The organism is Streptomyces sp. SID8374 (genome assembly GCF_009865135.1).
GTDB lineage: Bacteria > Actinomycetota > Actinomycetes > Streptomycetales > Streptomycetaceae > Streptomyces.
The window spans coordinates 1,787,009-1,810,444 of record NZ_WWGH01000001.1; the positions used below are offsets into that span (position 1 = coordinate 1,787,009).

Annotated in this window: 23 protein-coding genes and 1 other RNA gene; 13 read left to right on the plus strand and 11 right to left on the minus strand. The window is 72.9% G+C overall.

All coding sequences use genetic code 11. The annotated features are described in order from the left end of the window. The first annotated feature begins 7 nt into the window (after positions 1–7). A complete protein-coding gene (locus GTY67_RS07970; RefSeq protein WP_161278210.1) occupies positions 8–1,003 on the plus strand; it encodes a Gfo/Idh/MocA family oxidoreductase in 996 nt (331 codons plus the stop codon). 31 nt (positions 1,004–1,034) lie between these two features. On the opposite strand, the gene GTY67_RS07975 is transcribed toward GTY67_RS07970, so the two are convergent. After that, complete coding sequence (locus GTY67_RS07975) at positions 1,035–2,726, minus strand: alkaline phosphatase D family protein (RefSeq protein ID WP_161278211.1); 1,692 nt, start codon at positions 2,724–2,726, stop codon at positions 1,035–1,037. Between the two features lie 153 nt (positions 2,727–2,879). Here GTY67_RS07975 and GTY67_RS07980 point away from each other — a divergent pair, with 153 nt between their 5' ends. The 3 genes from GTY67_RS07980 to GTY67_RS07990 all read left to right on the plus strand — a co-directional run bounded on the left by GTY67_RS07980 (position 2,880) and on the right by GTY67_RS07990 (position 5,245). Then, positions 2,880–3,635 carry an SDR family oxidoreductase gene (locus GTY67_RS07980; protein WP_161278212.1) on the plus strand — a complete coding sequence of 252 codons (756 nt, stop codon included), beginning with the start codon at positions 2,880–2,882 and terminating at the stop codon, positions 3,633–3,635. 164 nt (positions 3,636–3,799) lie between these two features. Beyond that, positions 3,800–4,279 (plus strand): lamin tail domain-containing protein, encoded by a 480-nt coding sequence (locus GTY67_RS07985; protein WP_093689016.1) that lies wholly within the window; start codon positions 3,800–3,802, stop codon positions 4,277–4,279. Positions 4,280–4,384: 105 nt separating this feature from the next. Continuing rightward, entirely contained in the window at positions 4,385–5,245 is an 861-nt protein-coding gene (locus tag GTY67_RS07990) for a PhzF family phenazine biosynthesis isomerase (protein ID WP_161278213.1), read from the plus strand. A 98-nt stretch (positions 5,246–5,343) separates the two neighbouring features. On the opposite strand, the gene GTY67_RS07995 is transcribed toward GTY67_RS07990, so the two are convergent. Both GTY67_RS07995 and GTY67_RS08000 read right to left on the minus strand, forming a co-directional pair. Beyond that, entirely contained in the window at positions 5,344–6,372 is a 1,029-nt protein-coding gene (locus GTY67_RS07995; protein ID WP_161278214.1) for a hypothetical protein, read from the minus strand. Positions 6,373–6,442: 70 nt separating this feature from the next. Further along, complete coding sequence (locus tag GTY67_RS08000) at positions 6,443–7,105, minus strand: TetR/AcrR family transcriptional regulator (protein WP_202461362.1); 663 nt, start codon at positions 7,103–7,105, stop codon at positions 6,443–6,445. Between the two features lie 236 nt (positions 7,106–7,341). Between GTY67_RS08000 and GTY67_RS08005 the strand changes: the two genes are divergently transcribed. The 4 genes from GTY67_RS08005 to GTY67_RS08020 all read left to right on the plus strand — a co-directional run bounded on the left by GTY67_RS08005 (position 7,342) and on the right by GTY67_RS08020 (position 11,315). Then, positions 7,342–8,805, plus strand: coding sequence for an MFS transporter (locus GTY67_RS08005; protein ID WP_161278215.1), 1,464 nt, complete (start codon positions 7,342–7,344; stop codon positions 8,803–8,805). 366 nt (positions 8,806–9,171) lie between these two features. After that, positions 9,172–9,726: a GNAT family N-acetyltransferase gene (locus tag GTY67_RS08010; protein ID WP_093689024.1), complete on the plus strand. Its 555-nt coding sequence runs from the start codon at positions 9,172–9,174 to the stop codon at positions 9,724–9,726. Between the two features lie 76 nt (positions 9,727–9,802). Then, the gene (locus GTY67_RS08015; protein ID WP_093689026.1) at positions 9,803–10,705 is read left to right on the plus strand and encodes a glycosyltransferase; all 903 of its coding nucleotides are present in this window, start codon (positions 9,803–9,805) and stop codon (positions 10,703–10,705) included. A gap of 220 nt (positions 10,706–10,925) precedes the next feature. Next, positions 10,926–11,315 (plus strand): hypothetical protein, encoded by a 390-nt coding sequence (locus GTY67_RS08020; protein WP_161278216.1) that lies wholly within the window; start codon positions 10,926–10,928, stop codon positions 11,313–11,315. A gap of 31 nt (positions 11,316–11,346) precedes the next feature. Here GTY67_RS08020 and GTY67_RS08025 read toward each other — a convergent pair whose 3' ends face one another. Then, positions 11,347–11,820 carry a hypothetical protein gene (locus tag GTY67_RS08025; protein WP_093689030.1) on the minus strand — a complete coding sequence of 158 codons (474 nt, stop codon included), beginning with the start codon at positions 11,818–11,820 and terminating at the stop codon, positions 11,347–11,349. A 135-nt stretch (positions 11,821–11,955) separates the two neighbouring features. Here GTY67_RS08025 and GTY67_RS08030 point away from each other — a divergent pair, with 135 nt between their 5' ends. Next, complete coding sequence (locus GTY67_RS08030; RefSeq protein ID WP_093689032.1) at positions 11,956–13,104, plus strand: Fic family protein; 1,149 nt, start codon at positions 11,956–11,958, stop codon at positions 13,102–13,104. Positions 13,105–13,189: 85 nt separating this feature from the next. Here GTY67_RS08030 and rnpB read toward each other — a convergent pair. Continuing rightward, positions 13,190–13,597: RNase P RNA component class A (gene rnpB, locus GTY67_RS08035), an RNA gene on the minus strand. Positions 13,598–13,752: 155 nt separating this feature from the next. Here rnpB and GTY67_RS08040 point away from each other — a divergent pair. Together GTY67_RS08040 and GTY67_RS08045 are read left to right on the plus strand one after the other, a co-directional pair. After that, the gene (locus tag GTY67_RS08040) at positions 13,753–14,508 is read left to right on the plus strand and encodes a MerR family transcriptional regulator (protein WP_161278217.1); all 756 of its coding nucleotides are present in this window, start codon (positions 13,753–13,755) and stop codon (positions 14,506–14,508) included. After that, positions 14,505–15,206, plus strand: a complete 702-nt coding sequence (locus GTY67_RS08045; RefSeq protein ID WP_343238651.1) for a hypothetical protein — start codon at positions 14,505–14,507, stop codon at positions 15,204–15,206. Before GTY67_RS08040 ends, GTY67_RS08045 begins: the two co-directional genes overlap by 4 nt. Here the strand turns inward: GTY67_RS08045 and GTY67_RS08050 are convergent. Then, a complete protein-coding gene (locus GTY67_RS08050) occupies positions 15,157–16,599 on the minus strand; it encodes an RNB domain-containing ribonuclease (protein WP_237502560.1) in 1,443 nt (480 codons plus the stop codon). The genes GTY67_RS08045 and GTY67_RS08050 overlap by 50 nt on opposite strands. A gap of 385 nt (positions 16,600–16,984) precedes the next feature. Here GTY67_RS08050 and yaaA point away from each other — a divergent pair, with 385 nt between their 5' ends. Beyond that, positions 16,985–17,785, plus strand: a complete 801-nt coding sequence (yaaA, locus tag GTY67_RS08055) for a peroxide stress protein YaaA (RefSeq protein WP_161278218.1) — start codon at positions 16,985–16,987, stop codon at positions 17,783–17,785. 63 nt (positions 17,786–17,848) lie between these two features. Beyond that, positions 17,849–18,502 carry a bifunctional 4-hydroxy-2-oxoglutarate aldolase/2-dehydro-3-deoxy-phosphogluconate aldolase gene (eda, locus tag GTY67_RS08060; RefSeq protein WP_161278219.1) on the plus strand — a complete coding sequence of 218 codons (654 nt, stop codon included), beginning with the start codon at positions 17,849–17,851 and terminating at the stop codon, positions 18,500–18,502. A 5-nt stretch (positions 18,503–18,507) separates the two neighbouring features. On the opposite strand, the gene GTY67_RS08065 is transcribed toward eda, so the two are convergent. The 5 genes from GTY67_RS08065 to GTY67_RS08085 all read right to left on the minus strand — a co-directional run bounded on the left by GTY67_RS08065 (position 18,508) and on the right by GTY67_RS08085 (position 23,383). Beyond that, on the minus strand, positions 18,508–19,293 hold the full coding sequence (locus GTY67_RS08065; RefSeq protein WP_161278220.1) for a sulfite exporter TauE/SafE family protein: 786 nt from the start codon (positions 19,291–19,293) through the stop codon (positions 18,508–18,510). Positions 19,294–19,311: 18 nt separating this feature from the next. Next, a complete protein-coding gene (locus GTY67_RS08070; protein ID WP_161278221.1) occupies positions 19,312–20,664 on the minus strand; it encodes a bifunctional RNase H/acid phosphatase in 1,353 nt (450 codons plus the stop codon). Continuing rightward, positions 20,664–21,407, minus strand: coding sequence for a C4-type zinc ribbon domain-containing protein (locus tag GTY67_RS08075; RefSeq protein WP_202461831.1), 744 nt, complete (start codon positions 21,405–21,407; stop codon positions 20,664–20,666). Before GTY67_RS08075 ends, GTY67_RS08070 begins: the two co-directional genes overlap by 1 nt. After that, positions 21,404–22,240, minus strand: a complete 837-nt coding sequence (locus GTY67_RS08080; RefSeq protein WP_093689044.1) for a Nif3-like dinuclear metal center hexameric protein — start codon at positions 22,238–22,240, stop codon at positions 21,404–21,406. Before GTY67_RS08080 ends, GTY67_RS08075 begins: the two co-directional genes overlap by 4 nt. A gap of 105 nt (positions 22,241–22,345) precedes the next feature. Next, complete coding sequence (locus tag GTY67_RS08085) at positions 22,346–23,383, minus strand: iron-siderophore ABC transporter substrate-binding protein (protein ID WP_161278222.1); 1,038 nt, start codon at positions 23,381–23,383, stop codon at positions 22,346–22,348. Positions 23,384–23,436 lie beyond the last annotated feature (53 nt).

A 23,436-nucleotide genomic window follows, 5' to 3' on the forward strand; every position in this document is an offset into this window, starting at 1 on the left:
GGCGGGCATGGGCGGGACGGTGCGCTGGGGTGTTCTGGCGACGGGCGGTATCGCCGCGACCTTCACGGCGGACGTACAGGCGCTGCCCGACGCCGAGGTGGTGGCCGTCGCCTCGCGTACGGAGGCGTCGGCGCGGGCCTTCGCCGAGCGCCACGGGATCGCCCGGGCCTACGGGAGCTGGGCGGAGCTGGTCGCCGACGACGCGGTGGACGTGGTGTACGTGGCCACCCCGCACTCGGCGCACCACGCGGCTACGGCGCTCGCGCTGAAGGCCGGAAAGCATGTGCTGTGCGAGAAGGCGTTCACGCTCAACAGCCGGGAGGCGCGGGAGCTGGTGGCGCTCGCCCGGGACCATGACCTCTTCCTGATGGAGGCCATGTGGACCTACCTCAACCCGGTGGTCCGCCGGCTGACCGAGCTGGTGCGGGACGGGGCGATCGGCGAGATCCGTACCGTACAGGCGGACTTCGGCTTCGCGGGCGACTTCGCCCCCGGCCACCGGCTGCGCGACCCGGACCTCGGCGGCGGCGCTCTGCTGGACCTCGGCGTCTACCCGGTCTCCTTCGCGCACCTGCTGCTGGGCGAGCCGGACCGCGTCCAGGCCGACGCGCTGCTCTCCCCCGAGGGCGTCGACCTGAACACGGGGATGCTGCTGGGCTGGGAGTCGGGCGCCACCGCGCTGCTCTCCTGCTCCATCGTGGGCCACCACCCGACGGCGGCCACCGTCATCGGCACGGAGGGCCGGATCGACCTCCCGCGCGACTTCTTCCACCCGGACCACTTCGTGCTGCACCGCCCGGGCAGGGAGCCGGAGACGGTCACCTCGGGGCCCGGGCCGCAGGGCCTGTCGGGCATGCAGTACGAGGCGGCCGAGGTGGCGCGCGCGGTCCGGGCGGGTGAGACGGAGTCCCCGCTCGTACCGCTGGAGGGCACGCTCGCGGTGATGCGGACGCTCGACGCGGTACGGGACCGCATCGGCGTCCGCTACCCGGCGGACAGCTGACCTGCCTCTACGGCTGCCTCTACGGCTGCCGTTACGCGGGCTTGAGCCCAGGGTTCCCCGCCTCGGTGACGAAGGAGGCGGCGGTGGTGACCGGCGCTCCGGGGGTGGTGACGGCCGACACCGTACGGAAGTCGGCGCGGGCCTCCTTCTCCGTGAGGGTGACCACCGCGTAGCCGCGCCGCCCGTTGTAGTGCTTCATGTGCGGGTTGGCGCGGGTCTGGTTCTGCCAGTTGGCGGGCCGCTCCGCGCCGTCCTTGCCGCTGGAGATCGACGTGGTGACGATCTCCGTGCCGACGGTCCGGGAAGACGGGTCGTCGAAGTCCTTCTTCAGGTCGAAGGCGTAACTGACGTGCACGTCACCGGTGAGGACCATCAGGTTCTGCACCCCGGCGGACTCGGCCCCGGCCAGCACCCGCTGCCGGGAGGCCGTGTAGCCGTCCCAGGCGTCCATGGAGAGCTTGTAGGCGGTGGTGGGGACGTCCCGTCGCTGAGCGAAGGTGACCTGCTGCGGGACGACGTTCCAGGTGGCGCCGGAGGCGCGCCAGCCGTCGATCAGCCAGCGTTCCTGGGCGGCCCCGGTCATCGTGCGCGCGGGGTCCTCGGACTCCGGGCCGGGGGTGCGCCAGCCGTCCCCGTACGCCTGGTCGCTGCGGTACTGGCGGGTGTCGAGGATGTCGAACTGGGCGAGCCGCCCGAAGGTGAGGCGGCGGTAGAGCCGCATGTCGGGGCCGGTGGGGCGCTGCGGGGTGCGCAGGGGCTGGTTCTCCCAGTACGCGCGGTACGCGGCGGCCCGGCGCAGCAGGAACTCCTCCGGCGGCACGTCGTTCTCGGGGATGTCGCCCGCGTAGTTGTTCTCGGTCTCGTGGTCGTCCCAGGTGACGACGAAGGGGTGGGCGGCGTGGGCGGCGCGCAGGTCCGGGTCGGACTTGTAGAGGGCGTAGCGCAGCCGGTAGTCCTCCAGGGTCATGGTCTCGCGGTTGTAGTGCGCGGGGAGGCTGCGGTCGGTGTAGTTGCGGGCGCCGCCGGTGGCGTTGACGGCGTACTCGTAGAGGTAGTCCCCGAGGTGGAAGACCACGTCGACGTCCTCGGCGGCGAGGTGGCGGTGGGCGGTGAAGTACCCGTCGTGGTACGCCTGGCAGGAGACGGCGGCCAGGGTGAGGGAGCTGTTACGGGTCCCGGCGGCGGGGGCGGTGCGGGTGCGGCCGGTCGGGCTGGTCCAGCTGCCGGTGCGGAAGCGGTAGTAGTAGGCGCGGCCGGAGTCGAGGCCCTGGACGTCGGCGCGGACGCTGTGGGCGAACTCCGCGTGGGCGGTGACCGAGCCGCGCCGCACGATGCGGCGGAAGGCCTCGTCGTGGGCGAGCTCCCAGCTCACCTGGACGCGGGCCGCCGGGAGCCCGCCCGCGGGCTCGTACGGGCGGGGGGCGAGCCGGGTCCAGATGAGGACGGACCCGGGGAGCGGGTCACCGGAGGCGACGCCGAGGGTGAAGGGGTTCTCGGTGATCCTGCGGGCGTCCAGCTCGGCGGCGCTGGCCGTGCCGGCGGCGGGCAGGTTCATCGAGAAGGCGAGCGCGGCGACGGCTCCCGCCCCGGTGAGCAGACGGCGGCGGTCGAGACCTCCCGGACGGGATAACCGGGTGGTGGGGATGGCGGTTTCAGTGGCGCGGACGTTCTGAGCGGATCGGACACCCTGGCCGGGCGCCATGAAGTTCTGTGCGGCTGTCATATGCCCCTCGCTTGCCGGATGCTGCCGGATGCTGTCGGAATCCAGGCCACCGCCGACGCGCGACGCGCCGTTGTCGCGTGCACAACATCCGCATGGCGGGTCGATGAGCACCGCGTGCCCCCTGCACCGGCCTCTCCCGTACGCTGCCGGGCCATGGACACTGATCGACGAGTCGCTGTTGTCACGGGTGCCGGTTCGGGAATCGGGCGGGCCGTCGCGCTCGCCCTCGCGAGTGCGGGGTGGTCGCTCGCCCTGGCGGGGCGGCGGGCGGAGCCGCTGGCGGAGACGGCCGCCGCCTCCGGGGCCCCGGAGGCGCTGTGCGTCACCACGGACGTGACCGACGAGGACGAGGTGGCCGCGCTCTTCGCCGCCGTACGGGAGCGGTTCGGCCGGCTGGACCTGCTGTTCAACAACGCGGGCACCTTCGGCCCCGGCGGCGTACCGCTGGAGGACCTCGCGGCGGCGGACTGGCGGGCGGTGGTGGACGTGAACCTGACGGGGGCGTTCCTCTGCGCGCAGGCGGCGTACCGGCTGATGAAGGAGCAGGACCCGCAGGGCGGCCGGATCATCAACAACGGCTCCATCTCCGCCCACGCGCCGCGCCCGGACTCGGTCGCCTACACGGCGACCAAGCACGCGATCACCGGGCTGACGAAGTCGCTGTCGCTGGACGGGCGGCCGTACCGGATCGCCTGCGGCCAGATCGACATCGGCAACGCGGCGACCGAGATGACCGAGCGGATGCGGACCGGCATCCTCCAGGCGAACGGGGAGCTGGCGGTGGAGCCGGTGATGGCGGCGGCCGATGTGGCGCGGACCGTGGTGCACATGGCGGAGCTGCCGCTGGAGGCGAACATCCCGTTCCTGACGGTGATGGCGACGAACATGCCGTACGTGGGGCGGGGCTGAGGCGGTACCACCAAGCGACGCTTCGGGTGTGACCGTTCCTGTCCGAACTTGGCGCCAGGCGACCGATTTTGCGGATTTCCTCACTCCGGGGTGAGCAAGCGCGTACTGACCGTATGATCGCATCTCGTCACGCCTTCACCAGAACGACACAGAAGGAACACCGCATGCGCATACGCACCGCTGCGCCGATCGCCCTGGCCGCCGCCACCGCACTGGCCGGCTCGCTCCTCGCCACGGCAGCACCGGCCTCGGCGGCCGCCCACCAGGGCGGGCTGCACTTCGGCACCATCCAGTACGACGGCCCCGGCAAGGACGACCGGTCGCAGAAGTCCCTGAACGCCGAGTGGGTGAACATCCACAACAACGGCAAGAAGAAGGTCCAGCTCAAGGGCTACACGGTGAAGGACAACACCGGCTACACCTACACCTTCGGCAGCTACACCATCGGCGCGGGCAAGACCGTCAAGCTCCGCACCGGCAAGGGCAAGAACGTCTCGGGCACCGTGCACTGGAACCGGGGCTCGTACGTCTGGAACAACACCGGCGACAAGGCCCGGCTGATCAAGCCCAACGGCAAGCTCCAGGACTCCTGCTCCTGGGGGAAGTCGACCGCGGCGAACAAGGGCATCAAGAACTGCCACTGACGGTCACCGTGCCGATGGGGCTGCCGCGGTTCGGGGGGACTGCGGCAGCCTTACGGCGAGGAGCCGGGCGGGAATGGCGGGGGCGGCGCCGGGGTTGGACGCTCCATGACACGTGATCACGGCCACGGCCCCGAGGTCCTGCGCTACACCGCCTTCTCCGCCGACCCCGAGGGCGGAAACCCGGCCGGGGTCGTCCTGGACGCGTCGGGGCTGGACGAGGAGCGGATGCTCGCCGTCGCGGCGGAGCTGGGCTACAGCGAGACGGCGTTCCTGACGGAGCGGACCGGCGAAGGCGCGTACACGATCCGCTACTTCAGCCCCAAGGCCGAGGTGCCGTTCTGCGGCCACGCCACGGTCGCCACGGCCATCGCGCTGGCCGAGCGGGACGGGCCGGGCGCGCTGGAGTTCGCCACGGCCGCGGGTCAGGTGCCGGTCACCGTGGTCCGGGAGGGCGGCGAGCTGCGGGCCACCCTGACCAGCGTGGTCCCGTACGTCACGGAGGTCGACGCGGCGGACCTCGCGGAGGCGCTGGCGGCCCTGGACTGGCCGGCCGCCGATCTGGACCCCGCCCTGCCGCCCCGGATCGCCTACGCGGGCGCCCGGCACCTGGTGCTGGCCGCCGCGACCCGTGAGCGGCTGGCGGAGCTGGCGTACGACTTCGCCCGGCTGGAAGCGCTGATGCGCCGACTCGACCTGACGACGCTGCAACTGGTGTGGCGCGAGGCGCCGGAGGTCTTCCACGTCCGGGACCCGTTCCCGGTGGGCGGGGTGGTCGAGGACCCGGCGACCGGAGCGGCGGCGGCCGCGTTCGGCGCGTACGTACGGGAACTGGGGCTCGTCCCGGACACGGCCGCGCTCACCCTCCACCAGGGCGCGGACATGGGCCGCCCCGGCACCCTCACGGTGGAGCTGCGCGCCGGGGACGGCCGGGTCAGGGTCAGCGGGACGGGAACCAGGATCGGCTGACCGGCCGAGTCGTACGGAACGGGTGAGTTCCTTTGCGGACCGGGGGCGGCGCCGGGGCCGGCCGGTGAGCTCCTTGAGGACCGGGCAGGGCGGCGGGGTCAGCCGGTGAGCTCCTTGGCCGGGGCGACGTGGGCGAACCAGCGCTCGGCCTCCTCCGGTTCGAGGGCGCGTTCCAGGATGACGTCACCGCGCATGCCCGGGAAGAAGCGGCCCGCGGGCCAGGACCGCCGGTAGGACGGCTCGTCCAGCACCAGCAGGCGTACGCCGTCGACGACAGGGATCTCGGCGGGGTTGCCCTCGTTCCAGATCCGCGCACCGTCCGGCGCGGTCAGGTCGAAGGAGCCGACGGTGTCCACCTGCCCCGGGGTCTCCCGGCAGACGGCGGCCTCCTGCGGCGAGGGGGCGTAGCCCGCCACATGGCCACCGCCTATGAGGGCGTCGGCGAGCAGGGTGTGCAGCTGGAAGTTGTCGCCGATGCCGAAGAAGCGCAGGGCGTAGCCGGTGCCGCTCGTGCGGTGGAGGGCGATGAGGGGTTCGTCGTCCAGGACCTGGAGGGCGTAGCCGAGGGACCGGAACTGTTGGCCTGACGCCTCTTCCACGGTGGCGAGCAGCCGCAGCAGCTCCTCCCGGTCGCCGCCGCCGACCCCGGCGCGTACGGCACGGTGGTTCAGCAGCGCGACGGCCGCCATCTCCCACTGCCGCAGCGTCCACCAGCCGACCGCCGCGTCGAACCCGGTCCTCCCGACGATCTCCTCACCCGGCTCACCGGCGTCCGGCACGGGGAACGCGCCGCCGCCGGTCGCCGCCCACGCCTCGGCGAACGCGGCGGCCCCCTCAAGTGCCGCCCGCAGCCCGGCCCGTACGCCCGGGGCGCACCGCTCGGCGTCCGCCCCGCGCTCCACGCAGGCCCCGACGAGGACGGCGACGACGGCACGAGGGCCGGGCGGGACCTGTTCCAGTACGGCGGCGAGGCGCGGGCCGCCGTTCAGCAGCTCCGTCTCCTTGGCCTGCCCGAAGGTCTCCTGCAACCGGACGAACGCCTTGCCGGACCGTTTCGCGTCCTGGGCCACCACCGCGGCCTCGAAGTCCGCGACCGCTCCCCCGAACCCGGCCTTGCTGAATATCATTCCAGCACTTTATCGACGCCCCTTCGGACACCGCCGAGCCGGTCCAGGGCATGGGCCCCGCACCCGCCCCTCACCGCACGAAGACTCCGGCCCGGGCGGCGGCGACCGCCGCTCCGGCCGCGCGGTCGGCGGCGGCCTCGTCCAGCGGGGCACCGCTGGCGAGCAGCCGGTAGTACAGGGGCGCCGACACGGCCGCGACCACCTCCCTCGGGTCCGTACCCTCTGACACTTCACCGCGTGCGACGGCCGCCTCCACACAGCCGGACCACTCCCCGATGCGTACCGCGTAGAAGCGGTGAAGGGCTTCGGCGGTCTTCGGGTCGCCGGCGGCGGCGGCGATCACGGCCGCGAAGAGGGGCCCTTGGCGGGGGTCCGTCAGCGTCCGGACGACGAGGCGGGCGTTGGCCCGCAGATCCCCGGCCAGCGACCCGGTGTCCGTGCGGGGCAGCGACTGCTCGGCCATGTCCGCGAGCAGATCGGCCACCAGTCCGGCGGGGGTGGACCAGCGCCGGTAGACGGTCGTCTTGCCGACCTCGGCGCGGCGGGCGACCTCGGCCAGGTCGAGCCCGCCGAAGCCGTGCTCGGCCAGTGCGTCCCCGGCCGCCCGCAGCACCGCTTCCCGCACCCGGGCGGTCCGGCCGCCGGGGCGGACGGTGCCCGGCTCCCCGCAGTCGGCGCCGGGGGAGCCGTCAGCACCTTCGGAGGCGGGTACAGGTGCAGGCACAGACGCCATAACGGGTCTCCAGTTCCATTAGTTCGCTCTTCCTGTTACGGTGACGCCACCTTAACGGAACTACAGAACCGTTAGTGCGTCGGTGCTCGGCGTCCATGCTCGGCGTCCGCGCTCCTCGCCCATGGCCCCGTCCATGGCGTCCCCTCCATGGCTCCCGCCCATGGTCCCGTCCATGACACCGCCCATGGCTGCTTCCCGTCCATGACCCCGCCTGTGCTCAGGAAGGCACCCCTGCCATGTCCTCACCAGATACCTCTCCGGCACCCACCCCCCTCTCACCCCCGGCGTCCGGCACGCGTATGACGCGTCGCCAGCGACTCGTCCTGGCGCTGCTGCTCGGCTCCCAGTTCATGATCGCGGTGGACTTCTCGATCCTGAACGTGGCACTGCCGGTCGTCGGGGAGGGGCTCGGCTTCTCCCTCGCCCACCTCCAGTGGATCGCCACGTCCTTCGCGCTCGCCGCCGCCGGGTTCACCCTGCTCTTCGGCCGCGTCGCCGACCTCGTCGGCCGGAAGAACCTGTTCATCGGCGGCATGGCCGTCCTGGGCCTCTCCTCCGCGCTCGGCGGCCTCGCCGCCTCCCCCGAGATCCTGCTCACCGCACGGGTCCTGCAAGGCCTGGCCACCGCGGCGGTCACCCCGGCCGGACTCGCGCTGCTGACCACCGCGTTCCGGGAGGGGCCGCTGCGGGAACGGGCGCTGGGGCTCAACGGGGCCCTGATGTCGGCCGGGTTCACCGCCGGGGCGATCCTCGGGGGCCTCCTGACGGACCTGCTCTCCTGGCGCTGGGCCTTCTTCATCAACGTACCGGTCGCGGCCCTGGTCGTGGTCCTGGCCCCGTCCGTGATCACCGATTCCCGGCCGGGGTTGCGCCCGAAGCTGGACGTGCCCGGCGCGGTCACCGTCACCGGCGGGCTGCTGCTGCTCGTCCTCGGACTCACCCAGGCCGGCGAGGCCGGCTGGACCACCCCCACCACGCTGGCTTCCCTGGCCGCCGGCGCCGCGCTCCTGACGGCCTTCGTCCGCATCGAACGGCGGGCGGCGGCCCCGCTCGTCCCGGTCCACATCCTGAAGCGGCGCAGCGTGGTCTGGGGCAACGCGGCCGGGCTGATCGCCTTCGTGACGGAGACCTCGCTGGTCTTCCTGCTCACCCTCTACCTCCAGGAAGTCCTCGGCTACTCCCCGCTCGCCACCGGCCTCGCCTTCGGCGTCCTCGGCTTGGGCACGGTCGTCGGCGGGGTCCTCGGCGGACGAGCGGTGGGCCGGTTCGGCAACCGGCGCGCGATCGTGACCGGCGGGGCCGTGCAGGCCGCCGCCACCCTCTCGCTGGTGGCACTCGGCACCTCCGGTGCCTGGATCTGGCTGCTGCTGACGGCAACCTTCGTCGGAGGCGTGGGCAACATGCTGATGATCGTCGGCTTCATGGTCACGGCCACGTCGGGCCTGCCGGACGAGGAGCAGGGCCGGGCGACCGGACTGGCGACGATGACCCAGCAGGTGGGCATCGCCCTCGGCATCCCGGTGATGAGCACGGTCGTCACCGCCCGGATGGGCGGCCTGACCGGCCCGGACGCGGTCCTGTCCGGCGTCTCCACGGCGATCCTCGTGAACGCGGCGCTGGTCCTGGCGGGCGCGCTGCTCGCGGGACGCTTCTTGCGGGACGGCAGCGGAGCCGGGCCCGGGCCCCGGACCGGACGCTGAGCGCGGGATGAGGCTCCCCCATCCAGGAGCCGCAGGGCGGGTCGGGGGGCGGAAGCGGTCCGACAGCGAGAGGATACGGGCATGGCTGCCCCCGAGCCTGACCCCCGGCCCGAACCCGACACCGATCCCCCGCCCCTGTCCTTTTCCGGGTCACAGCCCGAGCCCACGTCAGGGCCCAGGCCCAGGCCCGACGCGAGCCCCGGCCCCGGCCCCGGCCCCGACTCCGGCACCGACGGGCACTCAGAGGCGAACGCGCAGACGCAGACGAACGCGCAGGCACAGTCACAGGCAAACACGCAGACAGACCCCGAGCCGGACGCCGACCCACCCGCCCCGCCCGGCCCCCGGCCGCTGACCGTCCCCAGCATGTCCGCGGGCCCGGACTTCGGGCTGCGCCCCTGGGAGATGAGCGACCTGCCCCTGGTCCGCGAGGCCGCGCAGGACCCGTACATCCCGCTCATCACGACGATCCCGTCCCGCTACTCGGACAGGGCCGCCGAGGCGTTCGTCCGCAGGCAGTGGGAGCGGGCGGCCACGGGTGCCGGGTACCCGTTCGCCATCGTCCGCTCCCGGGACCGGCGCCCGGTGGGCTCCATCGGGCTCTGGCTGCGGGAGCTGCCGGAGGGCCGGGCCTCGATCGGCTACTGGATGGTCGCCGCCGGCCGCGGCCAGGGGGTCACCCGCGCCGCCCTGCGTACGGTGACGGAGTGGGCCCTGCACGACCTGGGCGTCCCCCGCCTCCAGCTCTTCATCGAGCCGTGGAACACCGCGTCCGCACGGATCGCCGAGGACGTCGGCTTCCGGCGCGAGGGGCTGCTGCGCGGCTGGCAGCAGGTGGGGGACGAGCGGCGCGACATGGCCGTGTACGGGCTGCTGAACAGCGACGGACCGGTGGATGGCCGGGCGGTAACCACGGACTGAACACCGAGGCGTTACGATCGCGGGCACCGCTGCCGACCAGCAGCCGCACGGCAGCCGAGCTCCAGGAGTACCGAACTTGTCCGCACCACGCATCGGCGTATCCATCGTGACCATGGGGGACCGCCCGCAGGCGGTCGAGGCGCTGCTGGCGTCGGTGGCGATGCAGGACGTCCGGCCCACCCGCCTCGTGATCATCGGCAACGGGACGGAGCTCCCCGACTACACCGCCACCCCCGGGCTGGAGGACCTCGACGGCGGGGTGACCACCATTGAGCTGCCCGAGAACCTGGGCTGCCCGGGCGGCCGGAACGAGGGGCTGCGCAGGCTCGCCGAGATCGGTGACGTGGACGTGGTGATCGAACTGGACGACGACGGGCTCCTGGTCGACAAGGACGTCTTCCGCCGGGTCCGGGACCACTTCGCCGCCGACGACCGGCTCGGCATCGTCGGCTTCCGGATCGCCGACGAGACCGGCGAGACGCAGCGCCGCCACGTACCGCGCCTGCGGGCGGGCGACCCGATGCGGGGCGGCCCGGTGACGGCCTTCCTCGGCGGCGGCCACGCGTTCTCGATGAAGATGCTGGAGCAGACGGGCCTGTGGCCGGCCGAGTTCTTCTTCACGCACGAGGAGACGGACCTCGCCTGGCGGGCGCTGGACGCGGGCTGGAAGGTGGAGTACGACCCCGAGCTGCTGCTCCAGCACCCGAAGACGAGCCCGGCCCGGCACGCGGTCTACTACCGGATGACGGCCCGCAACCGCGTCTGGCTCGCCCGCCGCAACCTGCCCCTCCCCCTGATCCCGGCCTACCTCTCCACCTGGACCCTGCTCACCCTGGCCCGCACCCGCGACGCGAAGGGCCTGCGCGCCTGGGCGGGCGGCTTCGCGGAGGGCGTGCGCACCCCGTGCGGCGAGCGGCGCCCGATGCGGTGGTCGACGGTATGGCGGATGACGAAGCTGGGCCGCCCGCCGGTCATCTGACCCGCTGCTACGCCGGGCTCCAGCGGTGGAGGACGTCCGGCTCGCCCTCCTCCTGCTCGGCGACCCGGACCGCGGTGCGACTCCCGGTCTCGGGCCGCTATGTCCTCGCCCGTACAGGTGGGGAACAATGGTTACGGGCAGCAGATCATGCCGGGGGCCGGGGCGCAGGTGAAATACCGTGCGCCGGGAGGCCAGGGGGCACACGGGGAGGAAGATCGCGATGCACTGGATCTGGTGGATTCTGATCCTTTTCTGGACCGGTGGCTTCGCCTGGGCGGCCGACACCGCCCGCACCGCCCTGCGCAACCGGCACGAACGGAAACTGGAACTGCTGGAGGCGGCGAAGCAGGAGCGCCTCGCACTGGAGGCCGCACACAAGTCGCCGGAGCCGGTGTGCGGCTGCACCCACCACCTCGCCAAGCACGACAAGCAGGGCCGCTGCCATGAGCAGGTAGAGGTGCCGACGGCCTGGGACGAGAACAAGAAGCCGCTGCGCTACGAGGTCGGCCAGTGCAACTGCCAGCAGTACGTGGGCCCGCAGCCGCTCTCGCAGGTGTACGCGGAGGAGCTGACGGACCGCTGGCCGACGGACCCGCCCACCACCACGTAGCCCGCGCCCCGTCGCGGATCCGACGGCACCCCTAGCTCAGGTGATGCTGCGCCCAGTCGGAGACACCGCTCAGCCGGGCGGCGGCCTTGGCCGGGTCGCCGGTCCGGGTGGGCTGGTCCACCTCGAAGTCGTAGCCGGTCAGACCGCTCTCCTCCTCCGCGATGCGGGCGATGCGATAGGCCACTTCCATCACGGCCGACGCGTCCGCCCCCGAGTAGCGGTAGGCGACCTCGATACCGGCGGTGTCCCCGCAGTAGTCGAACTGCACGCGTCCCGGCGGGCCGACCGTCTCGAACGTCAGGCTGTACAGGTACTCCGCCGACCCGACCGCCCCGACCTCCCCCGAGACCCGGTCCAGGATCCGGTCCCATGCGGCCCGCTGCGCGTCGGTCAGCCGGAGCAGGGGCAGGTCGGCGTCCGGGTCGAAGCCGGCGTTGAGACGATCCACCGCCTCGTGGAGCGTCGAGTCCGCCGGTATGCGCACCAGCATGATGTCGTAGGTCATCAGGTGAACCTACGAGACGGCCGGTTTCTCGGTGACAGCGCCCTCTCGGCCCACACCTCACGCAGGAACCCCTGAAGAGAAGCGCCACTCAGGCACAGCTTCGACAGGATGACACCCTGTGGGTATCATTGCGTCATGCTGTACGAAACGCCCAGGCTCTCCACCACCGACCACCACATCCTGGCCGAGGTCGCCGACATGCGTAGCGCCCTGCGCCACGCCGTACAGCAAGCTCCCACCAAGTGGACTCTCGATCTGCGCCGCCATCTGACCGCATCGGCCATCGCAGCGTCCAACACCATCGAGGGCTACGAAGTCGATGCCCGCGATGTCGCCGACCTCATGGACGACGCACAGGAGAAGGTGGACGTCACCGAGGCGAACCGCGCGGAGACCGTCGCCTATCAGCAGGTCATGACCTACATCCAGTCACTGCACGACGTCCGCGATTTCGAGTACAGCAAGGGCCTGCTCAACGCACTGCACTGGATGTTGCAGGGGCACCACCACACGCACAAGCCTGCCGGGCAGTGGCGGCGCGGCCCGGTCTTCATCACCGCCGCCGGCGACCCCCATGCAACCGAGTACGAGGGCCCCCACGAAGACGACGTGGCCGCCCTGATGGGCGAGTTGGTCGACTGGCTCAACACCGGCGACCTCGACTCCGACCCACTCGTCCGCGCCGCGATGGCCCACTTCAACCTCGTCAAGATCCACCCGTGGGCCGATGGCAACGGCCGCATGTCCCGCTCCTTGCAGACCCTCCTGATCGCCCGAGAAGGTGTCCTCGCCCCCGAGTTCTCCTCCATCGAGGCCTGGCTGGGCATGCCCGGTCACACCTGGGACTACTACAGGGTGCTGCGCGAGGTCGGCGGTCCCGTCTACAGCCCGAAGCGGGACACGTCAGCGTGGATACGGTTCAACCTGCGTGCCTATCACGAGCAGACCCAGCGTGTGCAGCACCGCGTGGATCGCTCCAACAGGTGCTGGATCCAGCTGGATGAGCAACGGGACGCACTCGGCGCCACCGAGCGTCAGATCACCGCGTTGCACGAGGTCGCCGTGACCGGCCGGGTGCGCCGCTCCCGCTACGAGAAGGCGGAAGGGATCAGCGAACAACAGGCCCAGCGCGATATGCAGCACCTGATGCGCAGGGACCTCCTGACCCCCGTCGGCAATACCAAAGGCCGCCACTACGTACCCGGCCCCCGCTACCCGCAGGACGTTCTGGCCACGGCCGCCGCCCGTCACACGATCCGCGACCCCTACGAGAACATCGCCTGACCGCATCGCCGGGTTCACCAGGGGCCACCCATTCGTCAAAAAGAGCCTCTGAACAGCGAATCCGCTGTTCAGAGGCCCCTACGGCAGAACGAGCCGGCCTCTACGCCGGGTTCTGTCGCCCGGTCGCCTCGCGGCGGCCGGGGAGACGGCCATCCATCTAGGACCGGCATTGCTGCCGGCCTCGTGCGGTCTACCCGTGAACTCGGACGAGCAGCCCTCGAACGTTCACGCAGGGCCGTCCCATCGCTGGAACGACCCCTCTTGACCTTGCTCCGGGTGGGGTTTACCTAGCCGCCTGAGTCACCTCAGGCGCTGGTGGTCTCTTACACCACCGTTTCACCCTTACCCGGGGCCGAGGCCCCGGGCGGTCTGTTTTCTGTGGCACTGTCCCGCGGGTCACCCCGGGTGGCCGTTAGCCACCACCCTGCCCTGTGGAGCCCGGACGTTCCTCGGGGGGATCCGAGGATCCCCACGCGGCCGTCCGGCCGACTCGTCTGCCGTATCCGCCATCCTACCGGGCCGTACCGGCAGCTCAGCCGAAGTCCCGGTCAGCCCCGCTCAGCGCTGGTCGGTCCCCGGTCAATCGCCCGCCTCCAGGCCGAAGGTGACACTTGACCTTGCCGCAGCGGCAGGGTTTCTACTGGCCGCATGCGTATCGGAGAGATCGCCGCGCTCGTCGGAGTCACCTCCCGGGCGATCCGGCACTACCACCACATCGGGCTGCTGCCCGAGCCCGCCCGGCGGGCCAACGGGTACCGGGCGTACACCGTCCGCGATGCCGTGCTGCTGGCCCGGATCCGGCGGCTGACCGAGATCGGGCTCGCCCTCGACGAGGTGCGGGACGTGCTGGCGGATGACGCGGGGCGGGAGCTGGTCGAGGTGCTGGGGGAGCTGGACGCGGATCTGGCCCGGCAGGAGCGGGAGATCCGGGAGCGGCGGCGGGTGCTGGCCGCGCTGCTGGAGGCGCCGCTCACCTCGGACGGGCCGCTCTCCCCCGCCCTGGCCGCGCTGCTGGAGAGTGCGCCCGCCACCGCGTCCCCGGCGGCCGCCAAGGACCGCGAGCATCTGGCGTTGCTGGATGCGGCGGGGGGTGCGGGCGGGTCCGAGGTGTTCGCGGCGCTGCGACCGCTGGCCGAGAACCCCGGTGTCACGGCTCTGTACGAGCGGCTGGACGAGCTGGCCGGGGCCGGGGAGGACGATCCCCGGATCGCGCCGCTGGCCGCCGATCTCGCCGCCGCCGTACCGGATGAGGTCCTTGCGGTGATCCCGGAGGGCGCGTCGCTGGCTACGGGGGTCGGGCGGGCGCTGCTGGACGACTATCCGCCCGCGCAGCGCGAGGTGGTGCGCCGGGTGATGGAGGCGATGGGCGAGCGGATGCGCCGAACCCGAGGGGAGACTTCGTGAGTACCGAGAAGCGGGCAGGGCTGCGGGCCGTGGTGGAGCGGGTGGTGCCGGTGGTCGTGCGGCGGTTGGTGGTCCACGAGTTCCGGGCGGTGCACAGTCTCGGGCTGTGGGTCGTACGCCGTCGCCACCGGCTGCCGGAAGGGGCGCTGCCCGTCCCCTACACGGAACCGCAGACCGGGACGATGTGGGCGTTCCTCTTCGCCTCCGTCCTGGAGACCGTGGTGCTGGCCCTGGTGATCCCCTGGCCGCTGGTCCACCTGATCCTGCTCGTGGTGGGCGTGTACGGGACGGTGCTCATCGTCGCCCTGCACGCGACCTGCGTGACCCGGCCGCATGTGGTGGGGGCCGACGGTTCGCTGCGGCTGCGCTACGGCGCCCTGTTCGATCTGCGGGTGCCCGCCGCCCTCGTCGCCTCCGCCCGGGTGGAGCGGCGCTTTCCGGACGGCGGCGGGCTCGTGCGGGTCGGCGGGGACGGGGTGGTCGATCTGGCGGTGGGGAGTCAGACGACGGTGACCGTGGAGCTGACGGAGCCGGTGGAGTTCGTACGCCCGCTGGGGCGGCGCGGGAGCGCCCGTACGCTCCGGTTCCACGCGGACGATCCACGGACGGCCGTCGCCGCGCTCACGCGCGGGCCGGTGCCTCCCCCGCTCACGCCGGAGCGAACAGCACCGTCTTCGCCGCCGGACCTGCCTGCGTGAGCCGGACCCGTAGCCGCTCCCCCAGCGGGAGCGCGGCCGTGCCGCCCTCGATCCGGCCCACGATCGCCGGGTCCCGGAGGTGGACCGTGCCGACGGTGGGGTTCCGCTCCTGGATGTCGACGACGTACGCGTCGAAGAGCTCGCCCACCCGGTCCTCCAGCAGCACCGCCTCGACCAGGTCGACGCAGGCCCGCTCCACGGCGCCCGCGCGGCGCGTTCCCTCGGCCATCTCCTTCGGGAGCGCGGGGAGCGCCTCCCGTACCCACTCCGGGGGCTCCTTCCCGGCGGTGGCCGCCAGGCAGAGCTCGGAGGCGTACCGGTCGACCAGGCGGCGCAGCGGTGCCGTGCAGTGCGTGTAGAGGTCGGCGACGGCCGCGTGGACGGCGGGGTCGGGGAGTTCGCCGTGGTCGAAGGCGGTGTAGCCGGCGCCGCGCAGCAGGGTGGTGCACTCCTGGAGGAACGCCGCGTGGTTGCCCTTGGTCGGGTCGAGGGAGCGGACGACCTCGGCGTACGGGACGTGGTGCGGCCAGTCGATGCGCAGGGCGTGGGCGGAGCGCCGCAGCCGGGCGACGGCTCCGTCCGGGGCGATCGGCAGGGTGCGGAGGATGCCGGTGCCCGTCTCGGCCATCAGGTGGGCGGCGGCCATGCCGGTGAGCAGGGAGACCTGGGCGTTCCAGTCCTCGGCGGGGAGCGGGGCTCGGTAGGCGAGGCCGTAGGAGCCGTCGTGCTCGGTGATCTCCTGCTCGGGAACGTTCAGCGAGATGCCGCCGCGCGCGAGTTCCTGCTCCTCGCGGAGCCGTCCGATGTCCCGGAGCAGGGCGAGCGGTTCTTCGGCCGTGCCCGTGTCGATCTGCCGTTGGACGCCCGCGTAGTCGAGTTTCGCGCGGCTGCGGACCAGGGCCCGGCGTACGTCGGTGGCGACCGTACGGCCGTCGCTGTCCAGGTCGATCCGCCAGAGCGCGGCGGGGCGGGTGGCGCCGGGAAGGAGGCTGGCGGCGCCCTCGGAGAGGACGGTGGGGTGGAGGGGGATCCGGCCGTCGGGGAAGTAGAGGGTGGTGACCCGGCGGTGGGCCTCGGCGTCGAGTGCGCCGCCCGGACGGACGAAGGCGGCGACGTCCGCGATGGCGTAGTGCACCCGGTAGCCGTGGTGGCGGCGCTCCAGGTGCATCGCCTGGTCCAGGTCCGTGGAGGCGGCCGGGTCGATGGTGAGGAAGGGCAGGTCCGTGGCGTCCTCGTGGGCCGACAGCTCCGGCTCCCGCACCGCCTCCGCCGCCTCGGCCAGCACCTCGGCCGGGAAGCCGGCGAGGAGGCCGAGTTCGGTGCGCAGGGCGCGCAGGGCGGCCCCGAGCGAGCAGTCGGCGGCGCCGGTCATACGCAGGTGGCGGCGGGGCATGGACCGAGCGTAGGCCGGGAGGGGGCGGGCGGCATCCGGGGGCGGGCCCGTACCGGTCGCCGTGCGGACAGCTAGGGCCCGGCGGCGCCGTACAGCCTGCACACGCCCTCGGCGCCGTGCGAGCAGCCACCCCTCCGGCACCGTACAGCCTGCGCACGCCCTCGGCGCCGTGCGAGCAACGGCCCCTCCGGCGCCCGCCCCCGGCGCCGTACGAGTGGCGCGCCCCCGGCACCGTACGCCCCGGCCCCGCCCCGGCACCGTACGACCCCAGCCCCTCCCCGGCACCGTACGGGAACCCCCGCCCCGCCCCCGTACCCTTGCCGAGGACCCGGAGTGCCCGCATGCCCGCCGGGGCCGCTCGTCGTGCGTACGAAGGAGAACCGCCGTGCTCGTGCTGTTGCCGCCCTCCGAAGGAAAGGCCGCCTCGGGGCGCGGGGCTCCCCTGAAGCCGGAGTCGCTGTCGCTGCCGGGGCTCGCCGAGGCCCGGGCGGCGGTCCTGGAGGAGCTGGTCGGCCTCTGCCAGGCGGACGAGGAGAAGGCCCGTGAGGTGCTCGGGCTGAGCGTGGGTCTGCGGGGCGAGGTCGGGAAGAACGCCGAGCTGCGGACCGCCGGGACCCGGCCGGCCGGGGAGCTGTACACGGGGGTCCTGTACGACGCCCTCGACCTGGCCTCCCTGGACGCCGACGCCCGTCGCCGCGCCGCGAAGTCGCTGCTGGTCTTCTCCGGGCTCTGGGGCGCGGTGCGGATCGGCGACCGGATTCCGCCGTACCGCTGTTCGATGGGCGTGAAGCTCCCCGGCCTCGGAGCGCTCGGCGCGTACTGGCGTAAGCCCATGGAGGCCGTCATGCCCGAGGCCGCCGGGGACGGGCTCGTCCTGGACCTGCGGTCCTCCGCCTATGCGGCGGCCTGGAAGCCGAAGGGCGAGGTGGCCGCGCGTACGGCGAGTGTGCGGGTGCTCCAGTCGCAGATCGTGGACGGGGTGGAGAAGCGGTCCGTCGTCAGCCACTTCAACAAGGCGACCAAGGGGCGGATGGTGCGGGACCTGCTGATGGCGGGGGCGCGGCCGAAGGACCCGGAGCGGCTGGTGGATGCGCTGCGGGACCTCGGGTACGTGGTCGAGGCCGAGGCCCCTGCGCGGGCCGGGCGGCCGTGGTCACTCGATGTGGTGGTGACGGAGATCCACTAGCCTCGTTGCACCCTGCGCAACGGGCGTTGCAGATATCGCTGGCGGCGCGGCAGGATGGGTCCCATGACCTCCTCCTCGCCGCCGCCCGCCGCGCCCTCCGCCACCTCCGTACTGGATCTCGCCCCCGTCATCCCCGTCGTCGTCCTGCACGACGCGGCCGACGCGGTGCCGCTGGCGCGGGCGCTGGTGGCGGGCGGGCTCCCGGCGATAGAGGTGACCCTGCGGACAGCGGCCGCGCTGGAGTCGATCCGGGCCATCGCCGCCGAGGTGCCGGGCGCGGTCGTCGGCGCGGGCACGGTCATCTCGCCGCAGCACGTGCGGGACACCGTCGACGCGGGGGCCAGGTTCCTGGTCAGCCCGGGGTGGACGGACGCGCTGCTGGAGGCGATGAAGGAGTCCGGGGTGCCGTTCCTGCCCGGCGTGTCGACCACCTCCGAGGTGGTGGCCCTGCTGGAGCACGGGGTGAGCGACATGAAGTTCTTCCCGGCCGAGGCCGCGGGCGGCACCGCCTATCTCAAGGCGCTCTCCGCCCCGCTCCCCCAGGCCCGCTTCTGCCCGACCGGCGGCATCTCGCTCACCTCCGCGCCCTCGTACCTCGCCCTGCCGAACGTCGCGTGCGTGGGCGGCAGTTGGATGGTGCCGGGCGACGCGATCGCGGCGAAGGACTGGGACCGGGTGGCCCGGCTGGCGGCGGAGGCGGCCGCGCTCGGGTCGTAAAGCCCTCAGCTCACTGTCTGTACCGCGTACAGCCCGCCGATGCCCAGTGCCAGCACCCCCAGCAGCAGCCGCAACGCCGTCTCCGGCATACGAGGCTGGAGACGCGCGCCCAGGTACCCCCCACACAGTCCGCCCAGGCCGCAGGCCAGACCGAGCGACCAGTACGGGGCGATGTCGCCGGTCGTGGTGAGGGAGAGCAGGGCGTACGTCCCCGCGCCCACGACCGAGGTCACGAAGGTGGCGGCCAGCGCGGCCGGGGCCACCTTCGCGACCGGCATCCCGCGCCCGACCAGGATCGGGCCGAGCAGCGAGCCGCCGCCGATCCCGTAGATGCCCCCGGCGACACCGACGGCCATGGCGAGGCGGGTGATGGCCCGGGAAGAGGGCTCCCGGGCGGGGACCGTGCGCGCGGCGCGGTGCAGCGTACGCAGGCAGAGCCAGCCGCCCAGCGGGAGCAGCAGCACCGTGATCAGCAGCCGGAACACCGAGGGACCCGGCACCGCGAAGACCCGGATCACCGCGCCGACGACGACCCCGGGAACGGTGCCGAGGACCAGCAGCCGGGTCAGGGGGCCGCGCAGCCCGCCGCTCCTGTGGTGGCGCAGCAGAGCCCCGGGGCCCGCGACCACGTTGTAGAGCAGGTTGGTCGGGGTGACCGCGGGGCTCGGCACCCCGAGCACGCTGACCTGGACCGGCAGCAGGAACACCGCGCCCGACACCCCGACCGGGGCGGTCGCCACCGAGATCAGCAGCCCGGCGGCGAACCCGAGCAGCCCGGTCGGCCAGTCCATGCCAGGTCTTCGTTCCCGCTAGCGCAGGTGCGAGGTGTCGTTCAGCAGGCGTACGGAGGCGTTGCCGTCCCCGTAGTACGCGACGGTCGAGATCGAGGCCGCCGACAGCTCCATCCGGAACATCGCCTGCGCCGGAGCCTCCAGCGCCAGCCGGACCAGCGTCTTGATCGGGGTCACGTGGGTGACGAGCACGACCGTGCGGCCCGCGTACCGGGCGGTCAGCCGGTCCCGGGCGGCCGCGACCCGCTCGGCGACCGCGGCGAAGCTCTCGCCGCCGCCCGTCGGCGCGGTCCCCGGGTCTGCGAGCCAGGCGGTCAGGTCGTCCCCGTACCGCTCACGTACCTCACCGAAGGTCAGCCCCTCCCACGCGCCGAAGTCCGTCTCGCGCAGGCCGTCCTCGATGCGGACGTCCAGGCCGAGGCGGTCGGCGACGGCCGCCGCCGTCTCGCGGCAGCGGCGCAGCGGTGAGCTGACGATCTCCTGGACCGTGCCGAGCGCGGCGAAGTGCGCGGCGGCCCGGGCGGCCTGGTCGCGGCCGGCGGCCGAGAGTTCGGGGTCGGTGCCGCCGCTGCCGGAGAACCGCTTCTCGGGGGTGAGCAGCGTCTCGCCGTGCCGCAGCAGGACGAAGGTGGCGGGCGCGCCGAGGTCGGGGGCGGCGGCCCAGCCGACCTGCGGAGCCGCTGTGACGCCCGTGGCGTCGGCCGCCTCTCCGACAGCGGTGGCATCGGGCGCCTCGGCGACGGCGGTGGCGTCCGTGGGCTGAGGTTCTGCCGGAGTGTCGACCTCGAACAGCGTCCCGGCGTCCGACCCGCCCCGCGCCGCCGCCAGCGCCGCCCGGGCCTTCGCCGCGCCCGCCGCCGCGTCGCCGGGCGGGCCCCGGTCGGGCAGCGGGGTGCGCGCGGGCGCGTCCAGCTCGGCCGTGGAGGCCGACGCCTCCCACTGGCGGCCGTCGCGGCCCGCGTCCATCGCCTCGTTGGCGAGCCGGTCCGCGTGCTTGTTCTGCGCGCGCGGGATCCACTCGTACGTCACGGAGGACGGCGGCAGGAGAGCGGCGGCCCGGGCCGCCAGCGGCTTCATGTCGGGGTGCTTGATCTTCCAGCGCCCCGACATCTGCTCCACCACCAGCTTGGAGTCCATCCGGACGCGGACGTCCAAGGCCTCGTCCGGGAACAGCGCCTTCGCGGCCGTCAGACCGGCGATCAGGCCCCGGTACTCGGCGACGTTGTTGGTCGCGACGCCGATGTACTCGGCGGCCTCGGCGAGGGTCTCGCCGGTGGCCGCGTCGATGACGACCGCACCGTAACCGGCGGGCCCCGGGTTGCCCCGGGAGCCGCCGTCGGCCTCCACCACCAGTCGGCGGACAGCGCTCATTACAGGCCCGACTCCGAGGTGCGGACCAGGATGCGGTGGCAGTTCTCGCAGCGCAGCACCGTGTCGGGGGACGCGGACTTCACGTCGTTGACCTCGGTGATGTTCAGCTCCAGGCGGCAGCCCTCGCAGCGGCGCTGGTAGAGCCGGGCGGCGCCGACGCCGCCCTGCTGGGCGCGGAGCTTGTCGTACAGCTTCATCAGGTCGGCGGGGATGACCTCGGCGACGACCTGGCGGTCCTTGGTCACCGTGGCGATCTCGGCGTCCAGTTCGGCGGTGGCGGCGTCCCGGCGGGCGGTGGCGTCGTCGACCTTGGCCTGGACGGCGGCGACCCGCTGGGTCAGCTCGGCGACCCGCTCCTGGGCGGCCTCGCGGCGCTCCATGATCTCCAGGACGACGTCCTCCAGGTCTCCCTGGCGCTTGGCGAGCGAGGTGAGCTCGCGCTGGAGGCTCTCCAGGTCCTTGGGCGAGGAGACCGCGCCGGAGTCCAGCCGCTGCTGGTCGCGGACGGCGCGCTGGCGCACCTGGTCGACGTCCTGCTCGGCCTTGGTCTGCTCGCGGGTGGTGTCGCTCTCCTCGGTGGTGGAGGCGACCAGCAGGTCACGCAGCTGGGCGAGGTCGCTGCTGAGCTGCTCGATCTCGGCGTGCTCCGGCAGCGAGTTGCTCTTGTGGGAGAGCTGGGAGAGACGTACGTCGAGGGCCTGGACGTCGAGGAGTCGGATCTGGTCGGCGGGCGCGGCGTTCAGTTGGGGGCTCCAGAGGAATGGTGGGTGGTCCAGGGGTCGGTGACCTGCGTCGAGACGTGGACCCGCAGGTCCCATCCGTGGCGGTCGGAAAGCGCGTCGAGTTGCGCGGCCGCCTGCTCGCACCAGGGCCACTCGGTGGCCCAGTGCGCGGCGTCGACCAGGCCGAGCGGCGAGTGCTGCACGGCCTCGGACGCCGGGTGGTGGCGCAGGTCGGCGGTGAGGAAGGCATCGACGCCTGCGGCGCGTACGGCGTCGAAGAGGCTGTCGCCGGAGCCGCCGCTGACGGCGACGGTGCGCACGAGCGCCTCCGGGTCGCCGGCCAGCCGGATGCCCTGCGCGGTGGCGGGGAGCCGGGCGGCGGCCCGGGCGGCGAAGGCGGCCAGGGTCTCGGGGTGGTCGAGCTCGCAGATCCGGCCCAGTCCGCGCCGCCCGTGGGGGTCGGTGGGGTCCGGTACGAGGGGCCCGGTGACGCGCAGGTCCAGGGCGCCGGCGAGGGCGTCGGAGACACCGGGGTCGGCGGTGTCGGCGTTGGTGTGCGCGACGTGGAGCGCGATGCCGTGCTTGATGAGGGTGTGGACGACCTTGCCCTTGAAGGTGTCGGCGGCGACCGTCGTCGTCCCGCGCAGATAGAGCGGGTGGTGGGTGACGATCAGCTGGGCGCCGAGCTTCAGGGCCTCGTCGGCGATCGCGTGGACGGGGTCGACCGCGAACAGCACCCGGTCGACCTCGGCGTCCGGGTCGCCGCAGACCGTGCCGACCGCGTCCCATCCCTCGGCCCGCTCGGGGGGCCAGAGGGCGTCGAGGGCGGCGATGACTTCAGACAGACGGGGCACGGGGGAAAGGCTACCTGTCCGGCGTGGTCCGATGCCCCGGGCCGCCGGACCTGTACGCCTGGACCGGCGGCCGGACACGAATCGTTACTTCACCTGCCCTCTTCGTCACTTCACCAGGTCCGCGCGGAGGTCGTCGAGGACCAGGCCGGCGGCGGTGACGCCGAGGCCCAGGTACCAGGTCTCGTCGGAGACGTCCTTGGCCCGGCCCTCCTTGACCGCGTCCAGCTTCTTCCACAGCGGGTTGGACTGGGCGGTGTCGCGCTGGGTCGCCTTCGCGTCGCCGTAGACGCCGGTGAAGATCCAGTCGGCGTCCGCCTCGTCGATCCGCTCCGGGCTGATCTCGGTGGCGAGGTCGTCGATCTGCTGGTTCTTCGGGCGGGGCAGGCCGACGTCCTCCAGGATCGTGCCGATGAACGACGCCCTGGCGTAGAGGCGCAGGCGGTCGGGCATGTAGCGGACCATCGAGACGGTCGGCTTGTCGGCACCGATGTCCTCACCGAGCTTCTCCGCCTTCGCCTGGTACGCGGCCAGTGCCGAGTGGGCCCGCTCGGTGCGGTCCAGGGCGGCCGCGTTGAGGAGGTAGTTCTCCTTCCAGGTGAAGCCCGGGCGGATGGAGAACACGGTCGGGGCGATCTTGGACAGCTCGTCGTACTTGTCGGCCGCGCGCAGCTGGCTGCCGAGGATCAGGTCGGGCTTGAGACCCGCGATCGCCTCCAGGTTGAGGCTGTTGATCGTGCCGACGCTCTTCGGGCTTCCCGCGCCCTTCTCCAGGTACGAGGGGATGGCCGCGTCGCCCTCGCTGGGCGCGTAGCCGACGGGCTTCAGGCCGAGCGAAACAACGTTGTCGAACTCCCCGACGTCGAGGACGACCACGCGCTTCGGGGCCGCCTCGATCTCGGTCTTCCCCATGGCGTGGGTGACGGTGCGGGGGAACTCACCGGGCTCGACCTCGGTGCCGTACGCCGCCGTCTTCTTCGCCGCGTCCGCGAAGTCCTTGCCACCGGTGGCGACGGCCGCCTTCTTGTCACCGCCCGCACCCTTCCCGTCCGCGTCCCCGCCGTCGCCGCTCCCGCAGGCCGAGAGGGAGAGGGCGGCGGCGACCGCCAGGGCGACTGCGGCGGTACCGCGGGGCCGAAGGGACATCACTTGCTCCTGCTGCTGCGCGTACGTGCGTGGGGCACGCCTGTTGGGTTAGG